Genomic DNA, 24,316 nt, shown 5'->3' with positions numbered 1-24,316 from the left:
CTATGCGTGGCCAGATGAAATCCAAAAAACTTAACATCGCCAAAAACATATTTTTAATAATATGTGGCATTGTTTCGGCTTGTTTTGGATTGAAAAGCTTTTTGCTGCCTAGCGGATTTATAGATGGCGGAGTAACTGGTATATCGCTGCTAGTTAGCAACATTACTAAACTCAACCTTTCCTATCTGATCATCATTATTAACATTCCCTTTGTTATTTTGGGATATAGACAAATCGGGAAAGTATTTGCCATTAAAACATCTGTTGCAATATCATTACTCGCTATTTTACTTATTGCAGCCCCGTTTAAACCGATTACTCATGATCCCCTGCTGATTGCTTTTTTTGGAGGTCTGTTTTTGGGAGGCGGGATTGGATTGGCCATGCGTGGCGGCTGTGTAATTGATGGTACAGAGGTATTGGCCCTATACATCAGTAAAAAGAGTACCCTAACTGTAGGTAATATCATTCTGATTTTAAATATCATCATCTTCGCAATCGCTGCAATATTTTTAGGTATAGATAAGGCATTGTACGCTATCCTAACTTATTTATCTGCATCGAACACGGTTGACTATATTGTAAATGGTATTGAGCAGTATACCGGTGTTACCGTGATCTCAGAAAAAAACGACCGCATTAAAAAATTCATTATCAACCAAATGAAACGGGGGGTAACAATTTATAAAGGCGAAGGAGGATACGGAGAAAAAAAGGATATAGACATACTTTATACTGTGGTTACCAAACTTGAAATGAGCAAGTTGCAAACTGCAATAAGACAGATCGATCCGGATGCGTTTGTGATTCAGCAACAAATTGCCGACATAAAGGGTGGCGTAGTAAAACGCCAGGCTTTACATTAATTTAAAACTACCTTGAAAATATATAATCACTTTTCGGAATTTAAGAAGCTAAACAACGCAGTTGCAACTATAGGAACTTTTGATGGCGTACATTTTGGCCACCAGAAAATTATTAAGCGACTGTGTGAACTTGCAAAATCAACTGGCGGTGAAAGTGTGATATTAACCTTTTTCCCCCATCCAAGGTTAATTATTGACCCAGAGAATCAGGATTTAAAAATGATCAACACGATTAATGAAAAGGCTAAAATATTAGGTAGTCTTGGTGTAGATCACCTAATTATTACACCTTTTACACGTGATTTCTCTAATCTGACACCTGCAGAATACATCCAGAACATTTTAGTTGATACAATTGGTATCAAACACCTGATTGTTGGGTATGACCATCGTTTTGGTAAGGATAGAAAAGGTGGTCTTCAGGATTTGGAAGCTTTCTCTAAGAATTTCAACTATAAAATTGAACAAATACCGGAACAGGATATTAATGATGTTGCGGTAAGCTCTACAAAAATACGTACGGCGCTGCTGGATGGCGACGTTGCACTTGCTGCCAATTACCTTGGCTACAACTTCTCTATTTATGGCAGGGTTATTAAGGGCGATAAAATTGGACGTACTATTGGTTTCCCTACTGCAAATATATTTGTTGAAGAAACTTATAAGCTAATTCCCTCTGATGGGATTTATGCGGTAACCGTTGAACTGAATAATCAGGTATTTAAAGGAATGGCATACATTGGTCAGCGCCCGACAATTAATGGAATGACCAGAAACATTGAAGTAAATATATTTGATTTTAACCAGGAAATTTATGGACAGGATATCAAGATGACCTTCCTCGAATTCCTCAGACACGACGTTAAATTTACAGGTCTGGAAGCATTAAAAGTACAGCTACAAAAAGACAAAGAAGCAACTTTAGAATATTTCAGAAAATCGTCATAACCTCATTTAAAGCCACTTTTATTCTAAATAAGGGCTTTTTTTTCGTATATTTACGACAATGAGGCCATTATTTACTCTTATACTAATCGTTTTTCTCCATCTTCTTTCTTTCCATGTAGTAAATGGGAAAGGTCTTGACGCGGAAAAAACTAAACATAGGGGATTGAGTATTAATGCAAAAAAAACGTTGGTTTTTAGCAAGAAAGGCAAATCATCACTTCAGAAAATATCATTCGAAGATCTTCCCGCGCTGCAACAAGTTGTAAAGAAAACCGCTTTTGGAATTTTTCTTCCTTTTAAGCGGCAGGACAATCACTTAGCCCTATGCCCACTGATTGGAAACTATTATAATTCTTTTTCATTTTCTAGTTACTCCTATATTTTTAATTTTTTGTACCCAAAACATGTTTTTTGGTAATTATAATTTATACTGCTGTTACACAATAAATTATACATTAAAAAATACGCGTTTCTATGATACATTTACCAGTATTAATTACTGATTTAGGTTTAATCCTTGCTGCCGCAGGGATAACTACTCTGCTTTTTAAAAGAATTAAACAACCACTAGTACTTGGCTATATTCTGGCCGGACTGCTTGTGGGCCCTCATATTAAATTTATACCGACTGTTACTGATAATGAAAGTATTCATATCTGGGCAGAGATTGGGGTTATCTTCTTATTATTCAGTTTAGGACTTGAGTTTAGCTTTAAAAAGCTGGTAAAAGTGGGCGGCTCCGCCTCTATAACGGCTATTGTTGAGGTTGTATTTATGTTGCTGATTGGGTTTGTAGCCGGCTTGGCTATGGGCTGGTCTACAATGGATAGCATATTCCTCGGGGGTATATTGTCCGTATCCTCTACTACAATTATCATTAGGGCCTTCGAAGAACTGGAAGTAAAGCATAAAAAGTTTGCAGGGCTGGTTTTTGGTGTGCTCATTGTTGAAGATCTTGTGGCTATTTTATTGTTGGTATTGCTATCAACGCTGGCCGTTAGTCAACAGTTTGCAGGAGCAGAGATGTTGATATCGATTCTGAAACTTTGTTTCTTCCTGGTCTTGTGGTTTATAGGAGGTATATTCCTTGTTCCTACTTTTTTAAAGGCTACAAAGAAATTAATGAACGATGAGACCATGCTTGTGGTTTCTATCGCTTTGTGTTTACTTATGGTATTACTTGCTGTTAAGGTAGGCTTCTCTCCTGCTTTGGGCGCATTTATCATGGGATCAATATTGGCTGAGACCACGCAGGCCGAAAGGATAGAGCACCTTACAAAATCGGTTAAAGACTTGTTTGCTGCAATTTTCTTTGTGTCGGTCGGTATGTTGATCAATCCGAGTATTCTGATTGATTATGCTGTTCCAATTGTTGTAATTACTTTGGCCACTGTTTTAGGGAAGTTCTTAAGCTCCGGATTGGGCGCATTGGTTTCTGGCCAGCCTTTAAAAACATCGGTACAAACAGGTTTAAGCTTAGCTCAAATTGGAGAGTTCTCTTTCATCATCGCGACCTTAGGATTAACTCTTAAGGTAACCAGCGACTTCCTATACCCTATTGCAGTTGCAGTATCAGCCATTACAACTTTTACTACTCCTTATCTGATTAAGTCTTCTGAACCTTTCTATTTATTTCTGGAGCGCAAACTTCCTAAAAAATGGGTGGAAGGCATCAACCGATATAGCTCAAGTACTGCCGGTATAACTACATTAAGTGATTGGAAAACGCTGCTCAAATCGTACACCTTTAACCTTATTATACACTCGGTTATTCTTATCGCCATAGTATTTTTGGGTTCCAAATACCTTCAACCATTTATAACCCAGAACCTGATTAATGGTAATAACGGCATTGTGATCAGCTTAATAGTTACCCTATTTATAATGACCCCATTCTTATGGGCCCTTGCCATAAGAAGAATTGAAAGAAAGGCTTATTCTCATTTATGGCTGAATAAGAAATATACCCGGGGGCCGCTAATTGCGCTTGAAATTTTACGTATTTCTTTGGCTATTTTCTTTGTTGGCATTTTAATTTATCAGTTCTATAGCACCTGGATTTCTATTGTTATTGCAATTGCCCTTATTGTGCTATGTATGTTTGTTTTCTCAAGAAGATTACAAGGTTTTTATAACAAACTTGAAAGCAGGTTTCTACTTAATCTGAATGCCAGAGAAGCTCAAAATGCACAGCCTGAAATATTGCCATGGGATACCCACCTGGTAGAGCTTACGGTTGCACCTGAATCAACACTTGTTGGAAAAACCCTTATCGACTTATCTGTAAGGGAAAAATACGGAGTTAATATTGCATTAATTGAACGCGGAAAAATTATGATCCCGACACCGGGAAGAGATGAACGGTTGTATCCTAATGATAAGGTTTTGGTAATAGGGACAGATGATCAGCTTGCGGCTATAAAAGAGCTATTTGAAGGAAGTATAGATGACAATTTGCAATCTAGCTTCCCTAAAGAAGATATGGCACTCCAAAAAATAGTGATCAACAGCAGCTCCCCTGTTTATGGGCAGACCATTCGCAATTCGGGAATACGGGAAATGACCCAGGGCCTTGTTGTGGGGATCGAAAGAAATGGCGAGCGGATACTAAATCCAGATTCGACACTTACATTTGAGAATGGCGACATTGTGTGGATTGTAGGAAACAATAAGAAAGTTCCTGAACTACTAAAGTAAATTACAGATTTTGATTTTAGGGTAACAGGATGTACCTTGTATCAAAATGAAAATTGATCAGGAAAAGAGTGACTTTTTAGACGAGATGCTAAATCATTGGCAAGAAGAAAAACTTTTGTCGCCGGATGACGTGAGCAGATTGCGAGGAAGTTACGAAACCAAAAGTTTCGACTGGCGCCGATTGGCCCAGTATTCTTTTTGGATAGCAATGGCCTGCGGTGTAATTTCGTTGGGCGCCCTTTTAATTGACAATAAGATTTTAAACTATCTGGAGCGGATTTTCACGGCCTCGGATGTAATGATTAGTGTTTTATCGGCAGCTGGTGCAGCTGCCTTATACTATTTCAGCTTTAAAAGAAAAAGACTCAAATCGCACCTTGTATTTAGTAATGAGGCATTGGTTTTTACAGCGGTAATGTTAACAGCCAATGCTATTGCCTACCTGGGTAAAGCTATTGACAACGGCAATTCGCACTTCTCTTTGCTCATTTTAGCATCTGTATTTATATACGGCATATTGGCATATGTATTTAAATCAAGGCTGATATGGGCATTTGTATTGATATCATTAGGTGCCTGGTTTGGCACTGAAACGGGTTACCTATCGCGTTGGAACTGGTATTTTGTGGGAATGAATTATCCACTTCGCTTTGTGCTTTTTGGTTTATGCCTAACTGCCTTTTCTTTTATCATTAAGGACAATAAAAAGATGGGTATCTTTTTTCAGGTAAACTATGTCTGCGGCATGGTGTACCTTTTTGTTTCTTTGTGGCTGCTTTCGGTATTCGGTAACTTCGGCTCACTGGAAGAATGGTATTCAGTAAAGCAGCTAAGCTTGTTTTATTGGGGCATACTATCAGCTGCATTTTGTCTGATAAGTATTTACATCGGCTTAAAATACAGAGACGATATTGCAAGGGAATTTGGAATTACCTTTCTATTTATAAACCTTTACACCAGGTACTTTGAATACTTCTGGGATAGCTGGCACAAAGCCCTCTTCTTTTGCGTACTGGCGGCCTCATTCTGGTTCATTGGGCGCAGAGCAGAAAAGATCTGGAATCTTGAATTTTTGAAGAAGTAGTATACTTATTTTATAAAGTGTATATATACTATTTTACATACGTGATAGGCTGACAATGCAAAGAAAAGCAGCGCAATTCCTTTGTTTACAATATAGCTACTTAGCGCAAATTTCTCTTGAATGTACTGGGCAAAGCGGGCAAAACCATATAATGCCAGGCCGGCACCAATACCCGACCCAATACTAAAAACAGATAAAGAAAGATAACCGATATCTATCCACTCGTGCGATATTAAGTACGTACCTACGAATAGCCAGTAGGGTATTTGCATTGGGTTAACAACACCCAAAAGTAAACCATATTTTATGCTGTCTTTCTTTGAGTAATCGGCTTTAGGCATTTCCTTACGCGACCTCCAGGTAATTACACCTAATATCCCAAACATGAAAACCATGATTACATCAATGATGTTATCCAGCTGAATTTCGCTGGATAGCCATTGCACAAAACGCATCACCCCAAAAGTGAAGAGTATTTCGACAGTTGAAAACGCCATGATAAAGTACAATGCCTGGCGAAGCCCCCTTGTTATCGTGATCTGAACTACAGTAAGATTAATATTCCCCGGTGGTATGTATCCAACCATATTCAAAATTATCCCGAGAAAGAGTGTTAAAAAAAGCATGCGCGAAGATACAATTATTTCAAATGGGCTTTTAAATACTTGGCAGTGTAAGATGATTTTACTGGTAAAAGATCTTCAGGTGTGCCTTCAAAAACAATGTTACCTCCTTTATCTCCACCTTCCGGACCAATGTCTATTACCCAATCAGCAGATTTTATCATGTCCATATTATGCTCTATAACCAAAATTGTATTCCCCTGCTCTATTAGAGTATTAAGGGCAATTAAAAGTTTTTTAATATCATGAAAATGCAATCCTGTGGTCGGTTCATCAAATATAAATAATGTTTTATTGGCATTATTTCCTTTAATTAAGAATGAAGCAAGCTTGATACGCTGCGCTTCTCCACCAGAAAGTGTATTAGAAGATTGGCCCAAATGAACGTAGCCTAAACCTACATCTACCAGAGGTTGCAGCTTGTTTAAAATTTTGGGTTCGTTTTTAAAGAAGTCAACTGCTTCTTCGATTGTTAAGTCCAGAATGTCGGCAACGTTTTTATCCTGATAGGTGATATCAAGTACCTGTTGTTTAAATCTTCGGCCCCCACAGGTTTCGCATGGCAGGTAAATGTCTGCCATAAACTGCATCTCTATTTTCACCTCTCCTTCTCCCTGACAAACATCGCAACGGCCACCTTCAACATTAAACGAGAAAGCTGCAGGCTTTAGTCCGGAGGCTTTAGCTGCCGGCAATGCCGAAAATAGCGCCCTAACATCGTCCCAGGCTTTTACATAGGTTACCGGATTTGACCTTGATGATCGGCCAATTGGATTCTGGTCTACCATTTCAACCTGGCTAACCAGCTCGTAATTCCCGTAAATACCATCGTAGGCCCCGGTTTGCTCTCCGGCATAATTACCTATTGCCTTTTGCAGCGCGGGGTATAGTATTTTTTTAATCAGACTTGTTTTTCCAGACCCCGAAACACCACTCACCACTGTGAATACGCCCAAAGGAAATTTTACATCTATATTTTTAAGGTTATTTTCTCGGGCTCCTTTAATTAGAATATGATCTTTCCAACTTCTTCTTTTTTTAGGTACAGCAATTTGTTCTTCGCCGGAAAGGTATTTGCCGGTTAAGCTTTTTTTGTCTTTTATGATCTGCTCGTATGTACCACTAAAAACCAGGTTACCGCCATGCGTTCCGGCTTCCGGACCGATATCAATAATATGGTCGGCGGCCTTCATCATTTCTTCTTCGTGCTCTACTACAAGAACGGTATTCCCTACATTTCTAAGCGATACCAATACCTCGATAAGTTTATTCGTATCTCTTGGATGTAATCCTATACTTGGTTCGTCAAGAACATAAATGGAGCCTACCAAGCTACTTCCTAAAGAGGTAGCCAGGTTAATACGCTGAGACTCGCCACCAGAAAGTGTATTAGACAACCTGTTGAGCGTTAAATAGCCCAGGCCAACATTATTAAGGTATAGCACACGACTGCTCACCTCGGCCAATAAACGTTTGGCTATTTTCTCGTCATTTGACGAAAGGTTTAAATTATCAAAGAAATCAAGTATGGTCGATAAAGGCATCAAAACGATGTCGATTATCGACTTGTCATTGATCTTTACATAAGAAGCATCTTTGCGTAACCTGGAGCCTTTACAATCAGGACATGATGTTTTTCCCCTGTAGCGAGATAGCATTACGCGATATTGGATTTTAAAAGTCTGCTCTTCCAGCTCTTTAAAAAAAGCATCCAAACCTTCAAAATACTTATTACCAGTCCATAATAGCCTCTGTTCCTTTTCGGTTAATTCATTAAATGGCCTGTGAATCGGAAAATCAAATTTGGAAGAGGCTTTAACAAGTTTGTTTAGCCACTCCTTCATTTTCTCGCCGCGCCATGGCGCAATTGCATTATCAAAAACGCTTTTGCTTTTATCGGGAATAACTAAGTCCTCATCTATTCCTATTACATTTCCGTATCCCTCGCACCTTTTGCAGGCTCCGTATGGGTTATTGAAACTAAAGAAATTTGGTGTAGGCTCATCAAAACGGATTCCATCGAGTTCAAAACGGTCGCAGAAGTTAGTTAATTTACCTTCATGCTCCACATAACAATCGCCCTTTCCTTCAAAGAAGGCTGTTTGTACTGAGTCGGCGATACGGCTTAATGTCTCTTCATCAGAGTTGACAACAATCCGGTCAATCAGAATCTTGATGGTATTTTCGTCTTTTAATTCGAAATCTTTGAAGGTCTCATCCTCAAGGATCGTTTCAATCTTATGAACTTTGTCCTGATATGAAATTCTAAGAAACCCCTTTTGTAAAAGTACAGCCAGCTCTTCTTTTACAGATCTGTTATTGTGCGGAAATAATGGGCAAAATATTGTAACTGTACTGTCCTCCTCCAGTTTAGATATAAAATCAACGACGGTAGTAACTGTATCCTTTTTTACTACTTTACCAGAAACGGGAGAATATGTTTTACCTATTCTTGAAAACAGAAGTTTAAGATAATCGTAAATTTCTGTTGAGGTACCTACAGTTGACCTGGGGTTTGAGGTAATTACTTTCTGTTCTATAGCAATAGCCGGGGCAATTCCTTTTATATAATCTACATCAGGTTTATTCATTCTTCCCATAAACTGACGAGCATAAGAAGACAAACTCTCAACGTATCTCCTCTGACCTTCAGCATATAGTGTATCGAATGCCAAAGACGACTTGCCCGACCCCGACATTCCGGTTATTACAACCAGCTTATTTTTGGGGATGGCTACATCTATATTCTTTAGGTTGTGAACCCTGAATAATGCTCTGAGAACACTTTTATTTTTTTTTAACACTTTTTCTATTGAATTCTAATAAAAAAATGCTTCTTTTGAAATATATTAACTGAACAAAACACACCACCATCTTAAAAAACAATAGGAGAAATTATATCGAAACAAACATCTACTAAGTATTTTTTAGCATTTAAAGCAAGGGAATTTAGTTAGGATACTCCTATGAAATTACAACAATATAGTGATCAAGATTTGGTGAAGTTGTACCTTACTGGTGATGAAGCCGTTTTGGAAGAACTTTTAAGAAGACACAAATCAAAAATTTATACCTCAATCTATTTATTGGTTAAAGACCAGTATTTGGCTGAAGACATATTTCAGGATGCCTTTATTAAGGTAATTAACACGTTACGATCTGGACGTTATAACGAAGAAGGTAAATTCTTGCCATGGGTAATGCGTATTGCACATAACCTGGTGATAGATTACTTTAGACGTGAAAAACGAGGACCTGTAATTACAAGCGCCGATGGCACTGATGTGTTTAATATGCTTCAGTTTCATGAAGAAAGCGCGGAAGACAGGATTTTGAGAGAACAAACTCATTTTGATCTAAGAGCGATGATTCATTTGTTGCCTGATGATCAGAAAGAAGTATTGATTATGCGTCATTATGCCGATCTAAGTTTTAAGGAAATAGCCGATTTAACTGACGTAAGTATTAATACTGCTTTAGGACGTATGAGGTATGCTTTGAGCAATCTTCGGAAGATGATGAAGGTTAAAGAAATATCCTGATATAGCCAAAAAAAGAAAATATAAAAAATTGTTGTTAGGGTTAAAATAAATTAATAATAATAGCGTTAATTAGTAAAACTAATATACGTTTATTGCTTATGATGGAAACCTCTACTTCAGTTAACAAACTAAATTACGGACAGAAAAAACAGGAAACAGTTCCTGCAGATGATGTTGAACCACAGGATTTATCGTTCTATGAGAACATTAAACCACAGTTGGACAGCTTAGCCAAAAACCCTTCTGAGACAACGATTTCGAAGATTTTAGCTTACTCAAGAGCCAAGTAATTTACAAACGAATTAAAGCTGCCAAAGGTTTGGCAGCTTTTTTTTATGCCTCTATTTGAAATTCTTTTCATTTAAGAAAATAAAAAAATATATTTTGCCCGTTTTAAAAGGCAAGAATATCGTTAAAATGAAATTTAGCTTTTGTGTTTTAACGGGGATTCAATTTGTTCAAAATTGAAAATTAAAGGCAAAATTATATAAGTTTGCAAATGCTCAAAAAAGAAAGATATAAACTTTTTGTGTCTCATTTTTCTGCCAGGCAGCCAGACGCCGAAACAGAATTACACTACAACAATCCGTTCCAATTACTTGTGGCAGTAATATTATCTGCCCAATGCACTGATAAAAGAATAAATCAGGTAACACCTGCATTATTTCAACGCTTTCCTGATGCCAAAGCATTGGCTGATGTTACACCAGACATTGTATTTGATTACATTAGAAGTGTTAGCTACCCAAATAATAAAGCAAAGCACTTAGTTGGCATGGCTAAAATGTTGCTTAACGATTTTAACAACGAAGTCCCATCTGATATAGATGATTTGCAAAAAATGCCAGGCGTTGGAAGAAAAACGGCTAATGTAATTGCATCGGTTATTTATAATGCCCCTGCTATGGCTGTAGATACGCATGTGTTTAGGGTTGCGAACCGAATTGGATTAACTACCGGAAAAACTCCTTTAGCTGTCGAAAAGGATTTAGTGAAGAACTTGCCTGAAGAAACAATACATGTTGCACACCATTGGTTGATATTACACGGCAGATATGTTTGCTTAGCGAGATCTCCAAAATGCAGTATCTGCGAAATCACAAGTTTTTGCAAATATTATCAAAACAATAATAAAATAACTAAAATATTTAGTGATTCAGAGCCAACAATAAAAAAATAATAATTTTATTTGTTATTTTAAATTAAATAATAGTTATATTTGCTAATATAATTAGTAAAAAGAAAATCATTTTACGTTAAGAAATGTAAGTAGTTACTTTCTTACAGAATTTAATAATATGAGCACAAACGCAGACAAATTAAAAGCATTACAACTTACCTTGGATAAGTTGGAAAAATCATATGGTAAAGGTACCGTTATGAAATTGGGTGACAATGCTGTAGAACCGATAGAATCTATTTCGACAGGATCGATTAGTTTAGATATTGCCTTAGGAATTGGCGGAGTACCAAAAGGAAGAGTTATTGAGATATACGGCCCGGAATCATCAGGTAAAACAACTTTAGCGACTCATATTATTGCCGAAGCACAAAAAAAAGGCGGCTTAGCAGCTATTATTGATGCTGAACATGCATTTGATAAAGGCTATGCAAAAAAATTAGGCGTAGATGTAGATAATTTATTGATCTCACAACCAGATAATGGTGAACAAGCTTTGGAAATTGCTGATAACCTAATCAGATCAGGTGCAATTGATGTGATCGTTATTGACTCTGTTGCGGCTTTGGTACCTAAGGCTGAAATTGAAGGAGAAATGGGTGACTCCAGAATGGGGCTTCAGGCTCGTTTGATGTCACAAGCTTTACGTAAACTAACAGGAACGATCTCTAAAACCGGATGTTGCTGTATATTCATTAACCAATTACGTGAAAAAATTGGTGTAATGTTTGGAAACCCGGAAACGACTACTGGTGGAAATGCATTAAAATTCTATGCGTCTGTTCGTTTGGATATCAGAAGAACTTCTCAAATTAAAGACTCTGATGAAGTTGCAGGTAACAGGGTTAAAGTAAAAATTGTTAAAAATAAAGTTGCACCACCTTTCCGCGTTGCAGAGTTTGACATTATGTTTGGAGAAGGTATATCTAAAACCGGCGAAATTATCGACTTAGGTGTTGACTTTAATATCATTAAAAAAGCAGGCTCTTGGTTCTCTTACGGGGATACAAAACTTGGTCAGGGTAGAGATGCAGTTAAACAGTTATTACTTGACAATCCTGAACTATCTGAAGAGATTGAAGCTAAAATTAGAGCTGAAGTAACTGGCGATAAGCTAGAGGATAAAGCTTAAAATATTATTTCAAATAAAAGGGGTATTTCTTTATTGAAAATACCCCTTTTTTATTTTCGATTCTTTCTTATTTATAACTCGGTGCCTGAGACTTATCTGGCATACCTGATCTAGACTCCATAAAAGTGGAATCGAACTTAACAATTGCAATAATCGCAATAATAGCCATCGCCACCAAAACCACAAGCCCTAAATAGTTTCTGTTTTTATCCTTTTTGATTAACCAGATTAAAAAAATGATTAATGGCAATAGCATTAGCCCAAAGAAAACAAAACTCATTGTACCCATAACTCTACTTTTTATATATTAAAATTCCATTCTGGACAAAGGTGCAACATCTTGCTCCACGAAATCCTTATTTAAATATTTATAATAACCTGCAATAGCAATCATAGCCGCATTATCGGTACAATATTCAAAAGCAGGTATATATACATTCCAATTTAACTCCTCGGCAAGAGCAGTTAAGCCTGCTCTTAATCCACTATTTGCAGATACTCCTCCTGCTATGGCAATCTCCTTAATTCCATACTGCTTAGCTGCTTTCTTTAGCTTATTAAGCAATATATGCACTATACTATGCTGAACCGAGGCACAAATGTCGTGTAAATGCTCAGAAACAAAGTTAGGATTTTCCTTTTCCTGATTTCTGATGAAATACAAAATTGAGGTTTTAAATCCACTAAAGCTGTAATTCAGATCTTTGATCTGAGGCTCCCCAAATTTATATGCCAAAGGGTTTCCCTCTTTAGCATACTTATCTATAAGTGGCCCGCCAGGATAAGGTAAATTTAGAATTTTGGCAGTTTTATCAAATGCCTCACCTGCTGCATCATCTAAGGTTTCGCCCACTATCTCCATATCGAAATGACTTCTTATCACAACAATTTGAGTATGTCCGCCAGATACAGTTAAGCAAATGAAAGGGAATTGGGGCATTGGATCATCAATAAAATGAGCCAGAATATGAGCGTGCATATGATTTACCGAAATTAAAGGTAAATCTAACGCAAGCGCAAATGATTTCGCAAAGGAAACACCTACTAACAATGAGCCTAATAATCCAGGCCCCTGTGTAAAAGCAACTGCATTTAGCTCCTTTTTATTAACTTTAGCATCATTTAATGCCTGTTGTATTACTGGCACGATATTTTGTTGATGTACCCTTGAAGCTAGCTCAGGAATTACACCTCCATAATTTTGATGAATTGTTTGGTTTGCAATAACATTGGCAGTAATTTTGCCGTTGTTACATATAGCAACGGAGGTTTCATCGCAGGAAGATTCTATAGCAAGTATTACAGACACGTTTATTATTATTAAGCTACAAAATTATTAAAAAACTATTAAAAATACTTCTTTGGGTCGTTGCATCAGTATTATTACTTGCTGGTGTCATTCTATTTGCAATCCAATTTAAGCCTATTCAGACTTTCGTAGCTAAAAAAGCGGCAGCATACCTATCTAAAGAGCTTAATACAACCATTTCTTTAACCGGCATATATATAAAACCTTTTAAGTATGTTGTGATAGAAAACCTGCTTGTATTGGATCGGCAGAAAGATACCATACTTAATACACCCAAATTTTTAGTAGACATCAATCAGATTTCAATTAAAAAACGAATAGTTGACATTAATACGGTACAGATTAATAACGGCTCTTTTTATTTAAAATCATATAAAGACAGATCGACGAATTTAGATTTCATTATCGATTACTTTGACTCTGGCACTCCCACAGTTAAACCTAAAAAGAAACCGTACAAGATATCATTTGACAGAGTTATCCTGAACAACATCAGCTTTAAATACAAAAACCAACGAGTTGACACCGTTATGAAGGGGGTAAATTTTGATGACATATACCTAACCAGCTTTAACGGAATTTTTGAAAAATTAAATACTACAGATCATATCCTGCAGGCCGACATTAAAAACCTGACATTTAAGGAAAAGAGTGGGTTTTATTTAAAAAACCTGACAGCCTTTACTACTGTGGATACCAATAGCATTGAGTTAAAGAATTTGATGTTGGTTACCAATAAGAGCAGGCTATCTGATTACTTTCAAATGCGGTTTGATAAATACCGAGACTTTAGAGATTATGTCAATAAAGTAAGAATGAAAGCTAATTTCAAGAATAGCTATTTAGCATCGCGCGATGTTGCCTATTTTGCTCCGGAATTGGATCAAATGAATCTTGAGATTGAAGTTGACGGAAGGATTACCGGTTTGGTTAATAATCTTAAAGCAAAAAAACTATCGGTTAAAGCCGGAAAAGCGACTTATATAAAAGGGGACTTTATTGTAAAAGGGCTTCCAAATCTTAAAGAGACTTTTATGGATCTTAAAATAGAGATGGCCGGAACAAATAAAGCTGATCTGGATGAGATATTAACAAGCACAACCGGGAAAAAGACTAAAGTGATCCCAGTAGTTATCGGAAAATTTGGCAACATTAATTTCAACGGCTCATTTACCGGATTCCAAAACGATTTTATTGCCTATGGGGAGTTTAAGACAAAACTAGGCAGATTGGTTTCTGATGTTAATATGAAAATAGATAAGAAGGGTGTCCCCTCTTATTCAGGTAATGTTAAAGCCTACGATTTTAATTTAGGAAACCTTTTAGATGAGAATGATCTTGGTAGAATATCTGCTTCCTTAAATGTTGAAGGCAGAGGCACAGAAATAAAAAACCTTTCCGAGAAGCTAAATGGAGATATCGATTACATCGACTTTAACCAGTATAGGTATAGAAATGTTAAAATTGATGGAACCTTTGATAAAAAATATTTCGACGGTCGCCTGCAAATTAACGACAAAAATGTTCAGCTTGTTTTTGATGGCGGGGTAAATCTGAACCCTAAGTTGCCGGTATTTAATTTTAAAGCCCAAATAAACAATGCAAAGCTAAAGGCCTTAAAACTATATAAGGACTCTTTAAAAATTGATGCTACTTTTAGCACCAATTTCTCCGGCACCAACCTAAATAACATACAGGGTAAACTTCTAATTCAACAAATTAGGTTAGACAATGTTAAAGGCATTTACAACATTGATTCTGTAGAACTAAAGGCTGCAGGTATAGGAAAAGACAGAGACCTTACCATTCATTCAGATATTCTGGATGCCAGCTTAAAGGGGCAATACAACTTAAACACCATTCCTTCATACTATAAAGCATTAGCGAAAAAATACATACCATCCCTCAAAACTACCATTCTTCCATATGGAGACCAGATCTTTCAGTTCAATTTAAAAATAAAAAGATTTGAGCCCATTGCAGAACTTCTTGCTCCAGGCTTAGAGATCGATGATCAAGCGGTCTTTATTGGTAATTTTGATTCTCCAAACAACATAGCCACATTAAATGGCTTTGTGAAAAAGCTAAAATACAAAGGCATTATAGCCAACAATATTATTATCGATGAGAATACTTCCGTAAATCAATTACAAGCTATCATAACATCGGATAGAGTTGACTTAAATGATAGTTTGTACATTAAGAATGTCAACATATCCAACATATTGAGAAATGACAGTCTTTCTCTTAACTTAAAACTTGCCAATTCAGATGACGCTAACCAACTGGATTTAAACGGATTGGTCGAGTTTGCAAACGACACCACAGCAAGGGTTAGCATACTCCCATCTCAGCTTAAAGTAAATAATGAGGACTGGAAGATTCAGGAAAAAGTGAGAATTAGTTTTCATGAAGGAAAAACCGAGATTACCAATTTTGATTTAAGCAATGGCAATCAACTCTTAACTATTGATGGTATTCTGTCTGACGACCCCAAAGATTTACTTCTTGTCGGATTTAAAGAATTTAGCTTAAAAACAATAAATCCGTTTGTTAAGGCATTTGGCGTGCAGTTAGCAGGTAACGTTAATGGTGAAACAAAACTCTATAATATCTTAAAATCGCCTAGGATATCTGATAATCTAAAAATAGATTCTTTAACCTTTAACAATACTCATATTGGTAATTTGACCGATACTTCTTCTTATGATCGTGCAAATAATGTAGCCAACATTTTCACTAATATTGTTTCTTCCGACAGAGAAACACTTCGGGCTTTGGGCGTTCTTGATCTGGAAAAGAAAGAGATGGATATAAGCGTAAAGCTTGATAATAGTGAACTAGCTGTACTGGAACCATTTGTTAATGAACTTGTATCAGATCTTAAAGGTCATGTTTCATCATCATTAACGGTTACAGGTCCATTTGAAAAACCGGAAATTAACGGGCAGGTATCTTTTGACAAAGCTGAAGTGACAGTTAATTATCTTAAAACAAGATATACACTAAACGACCAGGTAGAAGTTGAAAACAGCATTATCAAAATTAATGACTTGAAATTGCTTGACGTTGATGATAACCAGGCCATCGCAAATGGTACGGTTGACCTCAATAACATCAATACACCAACGCTAGATATTGATATTAATGCTAAAGATTTCATGGCCTTGAATACTACGGAAAAAGACAACTCTATATATTTTGGAAAGGCTTATGGAACAGGTACCTTCAGATTTAAAGGTCCAACAAACAAATTATTTATAGACATTAATGCCAAGACAGAGAAAGGGACGGTATTTAATCTTCCACTTAACAGCTCTGAGACCGTATCAAATAAAGATTTTATAACATTTGTAAATAAGGACACGACTAAGGTTGTAAAAAAACAAACCAGTTTTGACGGACTTACAATGAACCTGAAACTTGAGGTTGATGCAAATAGCACTGCAAATATTTATACCACTTTAGGAAATCTAAGTGGGAAAGGCTATTCTAAAAATTTAGCGCTTAACATTAATAGTCTTGGTGATTTTGAGATGTCGGGTGATTATATCATTGAATCAGGGAGTTTTGATTTTACTGCTCAGGAAATTATAAATAAGAAATTCAACATCAGACAAGGTGGTACTATCCGATGGACAGGAAACCCCACAACTGCGCAGATAAATTTAAAGGCAATTTATTCCCTTCGTGCTGGTCTGAGCGACCTCTATACTGCAGCTAATAGAGATGGCGGCAATAATGCCAACGAGCGCGTTCTTACTGAAGTAGAAATGGGCTTAACCGGTTCACTATTAAAACCGGATATTAAACTTGATATCTTCTTCCCTTCAAACCCTGCTATTAAAGAWGAGATGCAATCTTATTTTAATGACGACAACAACAGGAACCTCCAGGCGCTTAGTTTGATTATAAGACGTAGTTTTGCTCCAGGAACAGGAAAAGAAGCCCTTGGCAAGCAATTAACATCAGGAGTAGCGAGTACTGCTACAGAGCTTTTGTTTAATCAGTTTAATAATGTCTTATCTTCACTCAACCTCGATTTTGTGGACATTAATATCCGCTCTTTGAGTGAAGCGAATGCCTCTTTTAGATTTTTTAATGACCGCATAGTATTAAATGCCGGGATAGTAGATAAACGTAGTACAAACGATTTGTCGCCAATTGGCTTTACCAGAAATAATGTAGGCGGTGAAGTTGAAGTTTTAGCCTTAATTAGAAAAGATGGAACTTTAGTAGGTAAGCTTGCCAATAAACCTCCTACACAGCAAAACACCTTCTTTAACACTGGGGTAAGCCAAAATAACAATGTAACATCCTTAGGTCTGATCTATACACAGCAATTTGACAGCTTTAGAGAGTTTGTTCAAAGAATATCAGGTAAATACAACAGAAACTTGAAGAAGAAGGCTGAGGAAGAGAAAAAGACACCTCCCGTTAGTAAACAGCCAGTTAACAAAGAGGCTGTTCCTCCAGAAAAAAAGAACAAAAAAAAGTAGGTTATAAATAACCTACTTTTTTTTAGCCTTTCATTATTTGATGCCCCATCTTATCACGTTTTGTTTTAAGATATTGCTCATTATGAACATTACTTTCTATCTCAATTGGAATATTTTCTACAATCTCTAAACCATAGCCAATTAAACCAGCGCGTTTAGTAGGGTTATTAGACATCAGTCTCATTTTAGTGATGCCCTGTGCTCTTAGTATTTGAGCTCCAACTCCGTAATCTCTTTCGTCGCCTTTGAAACCCAATTTTATATTTGCTTCAACAGTATCCAGGCCAGCATCTTGTAGATTATATGAACGCAATTTATTAACAAGACCAATACCTCTTCCCTCCTGATTCATATAAACGATTACTCCTTTGCCTTCCTTATCGATCATCTCCATTGCTTTGTGCAATTGAGGCCCACAATCGCATCTGCACGATCCAAAAATATCACCGGTAACACAGGAACTATGTACTCTTGTTAATACAGGCTCATCAATAGTCCATTCGCCTTTACTAATTGCCAAATGTGTGGCTCCTGTATCTATTTGGGTATAGGCAGTCATCTTAAAATCACCCCATTGAGTGGGTAGATTTACCGTTACCTCCTGCTCTATTAAACTTTCTTTGCTTAATCTATATGCAATAAGATCTTTTATACTAATTATTTTAAGCTGATGTTGTGCTGCAATCTTAATCAGGTCAGGCAATCTGGCCATCTCTCCGTCATCCTTCATAATCTCAACCAATACACCGGCAGGTTCCATGCCTGCAAGTTTAGCTAAATCTACAGATGCTTCGGTGTGTCCCGAACGTCTTAATACTCCCCCATCTTTAGATCTTAATGGAAAAATGTGACCTGGCCTACCCAACTCAGCAGGATCAATATTAGGATCGATTAAGGCCTTAATGGTTTTTGATCTGTCGGACGCAGAAATGCCAGTTGTACAGCCATGACCTCTTAAATCAACGGAAACAGTAAAGTTAGTTTCGTAAGCGGCGGTATTTTTTCCCACCATTAGATCTAAACCTAATTCATCACATCTTTCTTCGGTTAAAGGCGCACAAATTAAGCCTCGGCCATAAGTGGCCATAAAATTTATCATTTCAGGAGTAGCGTTGGCTGCGGCAGTAATAAAATCACCTTCATTCTCCCTATCTTCGTCAGATTTACGGTGCAAAGTTACAATCTTCAAAACCAATATTACGTTATAAACTATCATAAATAAGTAATGAATATTAGGTGTTTACCCCTATTAAAGGATACAAATATTATTAACTGTTAATATTTGATTTTTTCTTTTTGAAGAGATTTATAAATATTTGTTTAAAATAACCTACATCAAATAAAGCAGAATCCACTGTTGCTTTATAAGTTAAGAATGCACCCAGGGGAGATAAAATAAATATTGCAAGCCACATTCCGAAGAAAGGCCTTAAAGATCCTGTTGTTGCAGATTTTTCAGAAACAGTAGCAATGATGTGGTACAAAAGGAAAAACACAATAGCCATTACCACAGGCAAACCAAGTCCACCTTTTCTTATAATAGCGCCTAGCGGTGCACCAATAAAGAACAATAAGAGACAGGACACTGCAAGTGTAAACTTTCTCTGATATTCCAATTGTACTTTTATTATACTTCTGGTTCTATCCTCATAATCCGTAACCCGTCCAGATGTAGTTTGTTTTACTGAAGTTGCCAGGTCCAATGCACTCTGAATAATTGCCAGTCTCTGTTTCTCAGGAAGCATTTTCAAAATGTCTCCCTTTATTACTTTTGCAGGGGTTTTAACAGCGGTATATCCCTTAGAGTAGTTGTTTTGCCTGTAATAGCTATTTATAGTGGTTGAGGAGAACTTATTTACACTATCCAACTCTTTGGTTAAGGAATCTCTTTTCCTTGTTAAGCCCTTTAAATTCAGCATTTGAGTGTTATTCCTAAAATCCTGCTCATCAGTTCTATTCATTTTAAAACTGGAAATATCAAACTTCTGATCAGTCTCAGTAAACCTCATCCTAGTTAACTCCTGTCTCGGATTGTTATAGGTATTACGGCCACTCGATTCTTCATATCTAACGCCATTTTTTAGCTTTAGAAAAAGGAACTTATCATTGCTATACATTTTACCTTCTTTAGCAATGATGATCTTTGCCATTCCGTTTGTATTTGTATGATCATAAATCATTACATCATACAATGAAACACCATCATCCCCTTTTTTATTAACTCTAATGGAATAACCTGGAATACTATTATTAAAAACCCCCTCCTTAATTAAAAAGGATAATTTTTTGTTTGTTATATCCCATAAAAGCGATCCATACTTCAAATTGGCTTTAGGCAGCATATAATCTGAAAATATGAAGGAGCTTATTGCAATAAATATTATGAGTACAAAAAGAGGTCTCATTGCCTTTTGCAACGACAACCCTGCTGATTTAATAGCTACCAATTCGTAGTTCTCCCCCAGCGTCCCAAAAGTCATTATCGATGATAATAAAATGGACAATGGGAGCGCCATAGACACATTTGCCGCAGAGGCATAATACATTAACTCAAGTATAATATACCATTCAAATCCTTTTCCTATTAAATCATCAACATATTTAAATAGAAAAAGCATTAGCAAAATAAACATCACAATAAAAAATGTGACGAAGAAAGGCCTTATAAATGCTTTGAGTAGAAGTAAATGAATCTTTTTCAATATACAAATGTAGACAAAGCTATTGAAAAACTAGGCACCAATTACACTGTGCAGGTAGTTAATCTGATTATCCCAAATAAGTGTACGCTCAGCTAATGTGTCATCAGTAGCAAAATCGGTTATTGAAAGGGCTACGTCATTTGTTAATTCGTCCTGTACAATTTCCATTTCAAAGTAACAGTGTGGTTCATCTTCCACCCATTTAAATTTTACAGATTTATTTTCTTTTATGCTAAGCAACTTTGCTTTCTGTATTTCATCGTCCCATGTGAAAGTATATACCTGATCTCTGAAAATCACATCATCTGCAAACCATTGAGACAGTCCATTTGGCTCACTAATAAAACTAAATAAAATACGTGGAGACGACCTCAATTCATATTCTAACGTAAATTTTTTCTTTTCCGACATCGTTAAACACTTATATTCTGAATTATTAGACTATTTTTTTAATATTTGTTTCTAAAGAAAAGTAATTTATTCTATATTTGCAACTCTTTAGAAAAAAGACGCCCGGCGGGGTAGCTCAGATGGTTAGAGCGCAGGATTCATAACCCTGAGGTCGGCAGTTCGATCCTGCTCCCCGCTACTGAAAAAAGCCTTGTCAATTATTTGACAAGGCTTTTCTATTTACTACTCTTACTACTATTTTAATTTTGACACCAATAGTGCTTCTAAATCAATCCTGAGATCAATTGGGATTACCTACTGAATCATTGCGATTTATTCGTAACATGTAATGATTAAATGCGATTAGCGTTAAGGACAACAGAGGAAAGCAAGAATCGGGTACCATCTTATTGATTGATTCCTTATTTTTAGGAAATATTAGATCATGCAAACGCTGAAGTATTTACTAAAATAAAAGCTGGCCTGTTAAAAATTAAATTCGACAATAAACATGAATAATACATCTCTCACTGACATTACAGGTTTTGCTGATCGGTATCCGTGGATATTTGAAAAATCCTCAATATCCTCTGATAAGGATGCCATAATAAACATGACGGAGATTTCTACTCCCTTAGGTCCTATGCTGGCAGGCGCTACATCAAAAGGTGTCTGTCTGCTCGAATTTACCAACAGGATCAGATTAGAAAAAGAATTCGCTGAGTTACAAAAGCTACTTAATGCAGTGATGGTAGCAGGAAGAAATTCGTATCTAGATCAATTGGAAAATGAGTTAACTGAATACTTCGAAGGAAAACGAAAAACCTTTTCAGTTCCATTACACACTCCTGGCAATGATTTTTCGCAAGCAGTCTGGAAAACACTTCAGGAAATTCCTTATGGAAAAACATGTTCTTACAAAGAACAGGCAGAAATGATGAACAATCCGAAAGCGATTCGCGCAATTGCCTCAACAAATGGGCGAAACCGCTTAGCAATTATAGTACCTTGCCACCGCGTAATAGGCAGCGATGGAAATATGACCGGCTATGCTGCCGGAATAGACAAGAAAAAGTGGCTACTTAAGTTTGAAAGGAATAATTCAGAAATAGAAGACGGCTATTTATTTTGATTGATAACGCTCTGCAAGCTTTAAGGCCTCATAAGCATTTACTATTCCTCCGCTAACACAAAGATCGGAGAAGGGTACTCGGACAGTCTCACCTCTTTCATTTTTGTATTTAACTTTCTGTAAAACCTTAGACACGGATTTCATTATGATCTCTCTGACCTGGTTAGGCTTAAGGTCCGGATAATAGCTCAAAATCAGGGCTGAAAGACCAGATACAACAGGAGCTGCCATACTAGTTCCATCAAATTCTTCATATTTTGAGCCTGGAACTGTTGAATTAATCATAAAACCAGGCGCAAATACGTCTACATTATACTTTCCATAATTTGAAAAAGATGCTTTTAAATTTGCATCATTAGCATATGCACTTGCTCCAACTTCTATCCAATTACTCGCATGTGGCAGTTTAAATTTAGCCGTATCTATAACTGCTTTTTTAATAACGACAGAATTAGGCCCCCTTCTCATACCCTGATTTTGCGCTTGATTTTGCTCGATCTTAAATGGCAATGCTGAAAGTGCATCTTTTTTGATCGATTTCTTATAAGCAGCAGCCTCTGGTCCATCAAAGTATTTATTTGGATAATTCTCTTTAACATCTACATCTTCGTTATCATTTCCGGCCGCATGAACTAACAATACGCCTTTCTGTTCAGCATATTTTACCGCTTCGTCAACAACTTCTTTATTCCATTTATAACCTTTGCCAAAGCTCATATTAATTACCTTAGCACCGTTATCTACTGCATATCTAATTCCATTGGCAACATCTTTATCTCTCTCATCCCCTTCTGGTACAACTCTAATTGCCATTATACTAACACTATTGGCTATTCCATTAATTCCAATTGAATTGGATCTGTTTGCCCCTATTATGCCCGAAACATGTGAACCATGTTCTGCATTAGGTCCGGCAACATCATTGTTCCCATATAAACGTTCTTTTGCGTTTGTATAATCGTCGCCAACTAGCTCCTGCCGCTGATCATACTTCACATTCAGATTATATTTAAGCATTACATCATATTGCTTATAGGCATCTTTCATTTCCTTGTAGAATTTATCAATTCCTCCACTGTCCTTAGATCCGCCTCTTATAATCTTTTTTACTTGCTCCTCATCTTCATTATCAGCCACGTATTTATCAATATCTTCCAATGATGGAATCTTCTTATTGTTAATAGCTGCCACTGAATCCAGAACCTTATTAATGATACTTACAATCCCAAATGTATAGTGAGCATCGTTATACTTCTTTCCAAATTCTGCATTAGCTTTAAGATATAGGGCATATTCTTCTTTTTGAACACTATCTAATACTGTAGATCGAATGGTTGATACATACTTAGGGCCATACACTCTAAGTATCCGCACCAACTCCAGATTATCATATGCTAGATTACCTTTTTTTGATCCTATAAAATTCCAGCCATGTATATCATCTACATATCCATTACCATCATCATCAATTCCGTTACCTGGAATCTCTTTTTTATTAGTCCACAGTACGTCCTTTAAATCCTCATGATTAATATCAACGCCTCCATCAATTACGGCAACAATCACATTTTGTTTAGGCTTTTTATTGCTCAATAATTCCTTATATGCTTTTTCGGTACTTATACCAAAGTACCCATCAGCAACTAAATCCAGATTGTACCAATTAGAAGGAAGCTTCACATCTTTACTTTGCGAAAATGCAGAGTTGCTCAAGATAAAGCTAAATGCAAAAAGCAATATATATCTTAATTTCATCAAAAGTGCTTTTTATAAGATTAACGTAAAATACAATTATACGGTTTTATTGTATCTCTGATGAAGATTTAGCATTTTTTAACATTGTATTTTCATCAGAAAGTTTCCAGAAATGTATATAAACACAAAAACCCTGCAGCGTTTAGCTACAGGGTTTTGATTAAGATTTGGCACCGACCTACTCTCCCACGTGTTACCGCAGTACCATCGGCTCTGGTGGGCTTAACTTCTCTGTTCGGAATGGGAAGAGGTGGACACCACCGATATAGGCACCTAAATATTTTTAAAGTTATCTTGTATGTTTCCTATTTTATTCAGCTCCATACGCCATAACGATGACATATTATTGAAAGAAGTTAAGTTTTGAAGAACAAACAACAGTTTACTGCTCTTGAAAGCTTCGGATTATTAGTATTACTCGACTTTGATGTCACCATCTTTACATCTGTAACCTATC

At 36.6% G+C, this 24,316-nt stretch carries 18 protein-coding genes, 1 tRNA gene and 1 rRNA gene; 11 read left to right on the top strand and 9 right to left on the bottom strand.

Annotation, left to right across the window (positions count from 1 at the left end):
* Nucleotides 1-14 precede the first annotated feature (14 nt).
* From AC1DDX_RS04560 to AC1DDX_RS04545, 4 genes are all read left to right on the top strand, one after another.
* Nucleotides 15-866 carry a YitT family protein gene (locus tag AC1DDX_RS04560; RefSeq protein WP_246269346.1) on the top strand — a complete coding sequence of 284 codons (852 nt, stop codon included), beginning with the start codon at nucleotides 15-17 and terminating at the stop codon, nucleotides 864-866.
* 12 nt (nucleotides 867-878) lie between these two features.
* On the top strand, nucleotides 879-1,814 hold the full coding sequence (locus AC1DDX_RS04555; RefSeq protein WP_337717449.1) for a bifunctional riboflavin kinase/FAD synthetase: 936 nt from the start codon (nucleotides 879-881) through the stop codon (nucleotides 1,812-1,814).
* A gap of 474 nt (nucleotides 1,815-2,288) precedes the next feature.
* A complete protein-coding gene (locus tag AC1DDX_RS04550; RefSeq protein WP_337717447.1) occupies nucleotides 2,289-4,511 on the top strand; it encodes a cation:proton antiporter domain-containing protein in 2,223 nt (740 codons plus the stop codon).
* A gap of 46 nt (nucleotides 4,512-4,557) precedes the next feature.
* Nucleotides 4,558-5,595 carry a DUF2157 domain-containing protein gene (locus AC1DDX_RS04545; protein WP_172659023.1) on the top strand — a complete coding sequence of 346 codons (1,038 nt, stop codon included), beginning with the start codon at nucleotides 4,558-4,560 and terminating at the stop codon, nucleotides 5,593-5,595.
* Nucleotides 5,596-5,600: 5 nt separating this feature from the next.
* On the opposite strand, the gene AC1DDX_RS04540 is transcribed toward AC1DDX_RS04545, so the two are convergent.
* Nucleotides 5,601-6,182: a LysE family transporter gene (locus AC1DDX_RS04540; protein WP_246269344.1), complete on the bottom strand. Its 582-nt coding sequence runs from the start codon at nucleotides 6,180-6,182 to the stop codon at nucleotides 5,601-5,603.
* 53 nt (nucleotides 6,183-6,235) lie between these two features.
* On the bottom strand, nucleotides 6,236-9,022 hold the full coding sequence (gene uvrA / locus AC1DDX_RS04535) for an excinuclease ABC subunit UvrA (RefSeq protein ID WP_477621809.1): 2,787 nt from the start codon (nucleotides 9,020-9,022) through the stop codon (nucleotides 6,236-6,238).
* Between the two features lie 162 nt (nucleotides 9,023-9,184).
* Between uvrA and AC1DDX_RS04530 the strand changes: the two genes are divergently transcribed.
* The 4 genes from AC1DDX_RS04530 (at nucleotide 9,185) to recA (ending at nucleotide 12,072) form a co-directional block, all read left to right on the top strand.
* Nucleotides 9,185-9,760: an RNA polymerase sigma factor gene (locus AC1DDX_RS04530; protein ID WP_048906404.1), complete on the top strand. Its 576-nt coding sequence runs from the start codon at nucleotides 9,185-9,187 to the stop codon at nucleotides 9,758-9,760.
* 98 nt (nucleotides 9,761-9,858) lie between these two features.
* The gene (locus tag AC1DDX_RS04525; RefSeq protein WP_152542359.1) at nucleotides 9,859-10,050 is read left to right on the top strand and encodes a hypothetical protein; all 192 of its coding nucleotides are present in this window, start codon (nucleotides 9,859-9,861) and stop codon (nucleotides 10,048-10,050) included.
* Nucleotides 10,051-10,259: 209 nt separating this feature from the next.
* Nucleotides 10,260-10,940, top strand: a complete 681-nt coding sequence (nth, locus tag AC1DDX_RS04520; protein WP_172659020.1) for an endonuclease III — start codon at nucleotides 10,260-10,262, stop codon at nucleotides 10,938-10,940.
* Between the two features lie 118 nt (nucleotides 10,941-11,058).
* A complete protein-coding gene (gene recA, locus AC1DDX_RS04515) occupies nucleotides 11,059-12,072 on the top strand; it encodes a recombinase RecA (protein ID WP_048906407.1) in 1,014 nt (337 codons plus the stop codon).
* 67 nt (nucleotides 12,073-12,139) lie between these two features.
* Here the strand turns inward: recA and AC1DDX_RS04510 are convergent, their stop codons facing one another.
* Both AC1DDX_RS04510 and tsaD read right to left on the bottom strand, forming a co-directional pair.
* A complete protein-coding gene (locus tag AC1DDX_RS04510; RefSeq protein WP_172659019.1) occupies nucleotides 12,140-12,361 on the bottom strand; it encodes a hypothetical protein in 222 nt (73 codons plus the stop codon).
* Between the two features lie 18 nt (nucleotides 12,362-12,379).
* Nucleotides 12,380-13,381: a tRNA (adenosine(37)-N6)-threonylcarbamoyltransferase complex transferase subunit TsaD gene (gene tsaD / locus AC1DDX_RS04505; protein WP_172659018.1), complete on the bottom strand. Its 1,002-nt coding sequence runs from the start codon at nucleotides 13,379-13,381 to the stop codon at nucleotides 12,380-12,382.
* 218 nt (nucleotides 13,382-13,599) lie between these two features.
* Between tsaD and AC1DDX_RS04500 the strand changes: the two genes are divergently transcribed.
* Nucleotides 13,600-17,880: a translocation/assembly module TamB domain-containing protein gene (locus AC1DDX_RS04500; protein WP_477621808.1), complete on the top strand. Its 4,281-nt coding sequence runs from the start codon at nucleotides 13,600-13,602 to the stop codon at nucleotides 17,878-17,880.
* A gap of 22 nt (nucleotides 17,881-17,902) precedes the next feature.
* On the opposite strand, the gene AC1DDX_RS04495 is transcribed toward AC1DDX_RS04500, so the two are convergent.
* Genes AC1DDX_RS04495 through AC1DDX_RS04485 form a run of 3 tightly spaced genes read right to left on the bottom strand, consistent with a single transcriptional unit; the run spans nucleotide 17,903 to nucleotide 20,993 of the window.
* The gene (locus AC1DDX_RS04495) at nucleotides 17,903-19,096 is read right to left on the bottom strand and encodes a bifunctional 3,4-dihydroxy-2-butanone-4-phosphate synthase/GTP cyclohydrolase II (RefSeq protein WP_477621807.1); all 1,194 of its coding nucleotides are present in this window, start codon (nucleotides 19,094-19,096) and stop codon (nucleotides 17,903-17,905) included.
* 52 nt (nucleotides 19,097-19,148) lie between these two features.
* A complete protein-coding gene (locus AC1DDX_RS04490; RefSeq protein WP_172659016.1) occupies nucleotides 19,149-20,582 on the bottom strand; it encodes an LptF/LptG family permease in 1,434 nt (477 codons plus the stop codon).
* Nucleotides 20,583-20,612: 30 nt separating this feature from the next.
* Nucleotides 20,613-20,993: an START-like domain-containing protein gene (locus tag AC1DDX_RS04485; RefSeq protein WP_172659015.1), complete on the bottom strand. Its 381-nt coding sequence runs from the start codon at nucleotides 20,991-20,993 to the stop codon at nucleotides 20,613-20,615.
* A 104-nt stretch (nucleotides 20,994-21,097) separates the two neighbouring features.
* Here AC1DDX_RS04485 and AC1DDX_RS04480 point away from each other — a divergent pair.
* A tRNA-Met gene (locus AC1DDX_RS04480) sits at nucleotides 21,098-21,171 on the top strand.
* A gap of 312 nt (nucleotides 21,172-21,483) precedes the next feature.
* The gene (locus AC1DDX_RS04475) at nucleotides 21,484-22,104 is read left to right on the top strand and encodes a methylated-DNA--[protein]-cysteine S-methyltransferase (RefSeq protein WP_172659014.1); all 621 of its coding nucleotides are present in this window, start codon (nucleotides 21,484-21,486) and stop codon (nucleotides 22,102-22,104) included.
* Here AC1DDX_RS04475 and AC1DDX_RS04470 read toward each other — a convergent pair.
* Nucleotides 22,096-23,859, bottom strand: a complete 1,764-nt coding sequence (locus tag AC1DDX_RS04470; protein WP_337717444.1) for a S8 family peptidase — start codon at nucleotides 23,857-23,859, stop codon at nucleotides 22,096-22,098. The genes AC1DDX_RS04475 and AC1DDX_RS04470 overlap by 9 nt on opposite strands.
* Nucleotides 23,860-24,024: 165 nt before the next feature.
* A 5S ribosomal RNA gene (gene rrf, locus AC1DDX_RS04465) occupies nucleotides 24,025-24,136 on the bottom strand.
* Nucleotides 24,137-24,316 lie beyond the last annotated feature (180 nt).

The organism is Pedobacter sp. 10L46_2 (genome assembly GCF_056395165.1).
The sequence above is the reverse complement of the archived record's forward strand: the minus strand, read 5'-3'. Positions and strand labels throughout refer to the sequence as shown.

Bases quoted from the DNA above. Each gene is read 5' to 3' on its own strand.
- AC1DDX_RS04510 (WP_172659019.1), bottom strand. From the start codon at position 12,361: ATGGGTACAATGAGTTTTGTTTTCTTTGGGCTAATGCTATTGCCATTA.
- AC1DDX_RS04475 (WP_172659014.1), top strand. From the start codon at position 21,484: ATGAATAATACATCTCTCACTGACATTACAGGTTTTGCTGATCGGTAT.
- AC1DDX_RS04495 (WP_477621807.1), bottom strand. From the start codon at position 19,096: ATGATAGTTTATAACGTAATATTGGTTTTGAAGATTGTAACTTTGCAC.
- AC1DDX_RS04540 (WP_246269344.1), bottom strand. From the start codon at position 6,182: ATGGTTGGATACATACCACCGGGGAATATTAATCTTACTGTAGTTCAG.
- AC1DDX_RS04545 (WP_172659023.1), top strand. From the start codon at position 4,558: ATGAAAATTGATCAGGAAAAGAGTGACTTTTTAGACGAGATGCTAAAT.
- AC1DDX_RS04560 (WP_246269346.1), top strand. From the start codon at position 15: ATGAAATCCAAAAAACTTAACATCGCCAAAAACATATTTTTAATAATA.
- AC1DDX_RS04525 (WP_152542359.1), top strand. From the start codon at position 9,859: ATGATGGAAACCTCTACTTCAGTTAACAAACTAAATTACGGACAGAAA.
- recA (WP_048906407.1), top strand. From the start codon at position 11,059: ATGAGCACAAACGCAGACAAATTAAAAGCATTACAACTTACCTTGGAT.
- AC1DDX_RS04550 (WP_337717447.1), top strand. From the start codon at position 2,289: ATGATACATTTACCAGTATTAATTACTGATTTAGGTTTAATCCTTGCT.
- AC1DDX_RS04470 (WP_337717444.1), bottom strand. From the start codon at position 23,859: ATGAAATTAAGATATATATTGCTTTTTGCATTTAGCTTTATCTTGAGC.
- nth (WP_172659020.1), top strand. From the start codon at position 10,260: ATGCTCAAAAAAGAAAGATATAAACTTTTTGTGTCTCATTTTTCTGCC.
- AC1DDX_RS04485 (WP_172659015.1), bottom strand. From the start codon at position 20,993: ATGTCGGAAAAGAAAAAATTTACGTTAGAATATGAATTGAGGTCGTCT.
- AC1DDX_RS04530 (WP_048906404.1), top strand. From the start codon at position 9,185: ATGAAATTACAACAATATAGTGATCAAGATTTGGTGAAGTTGTACCTT.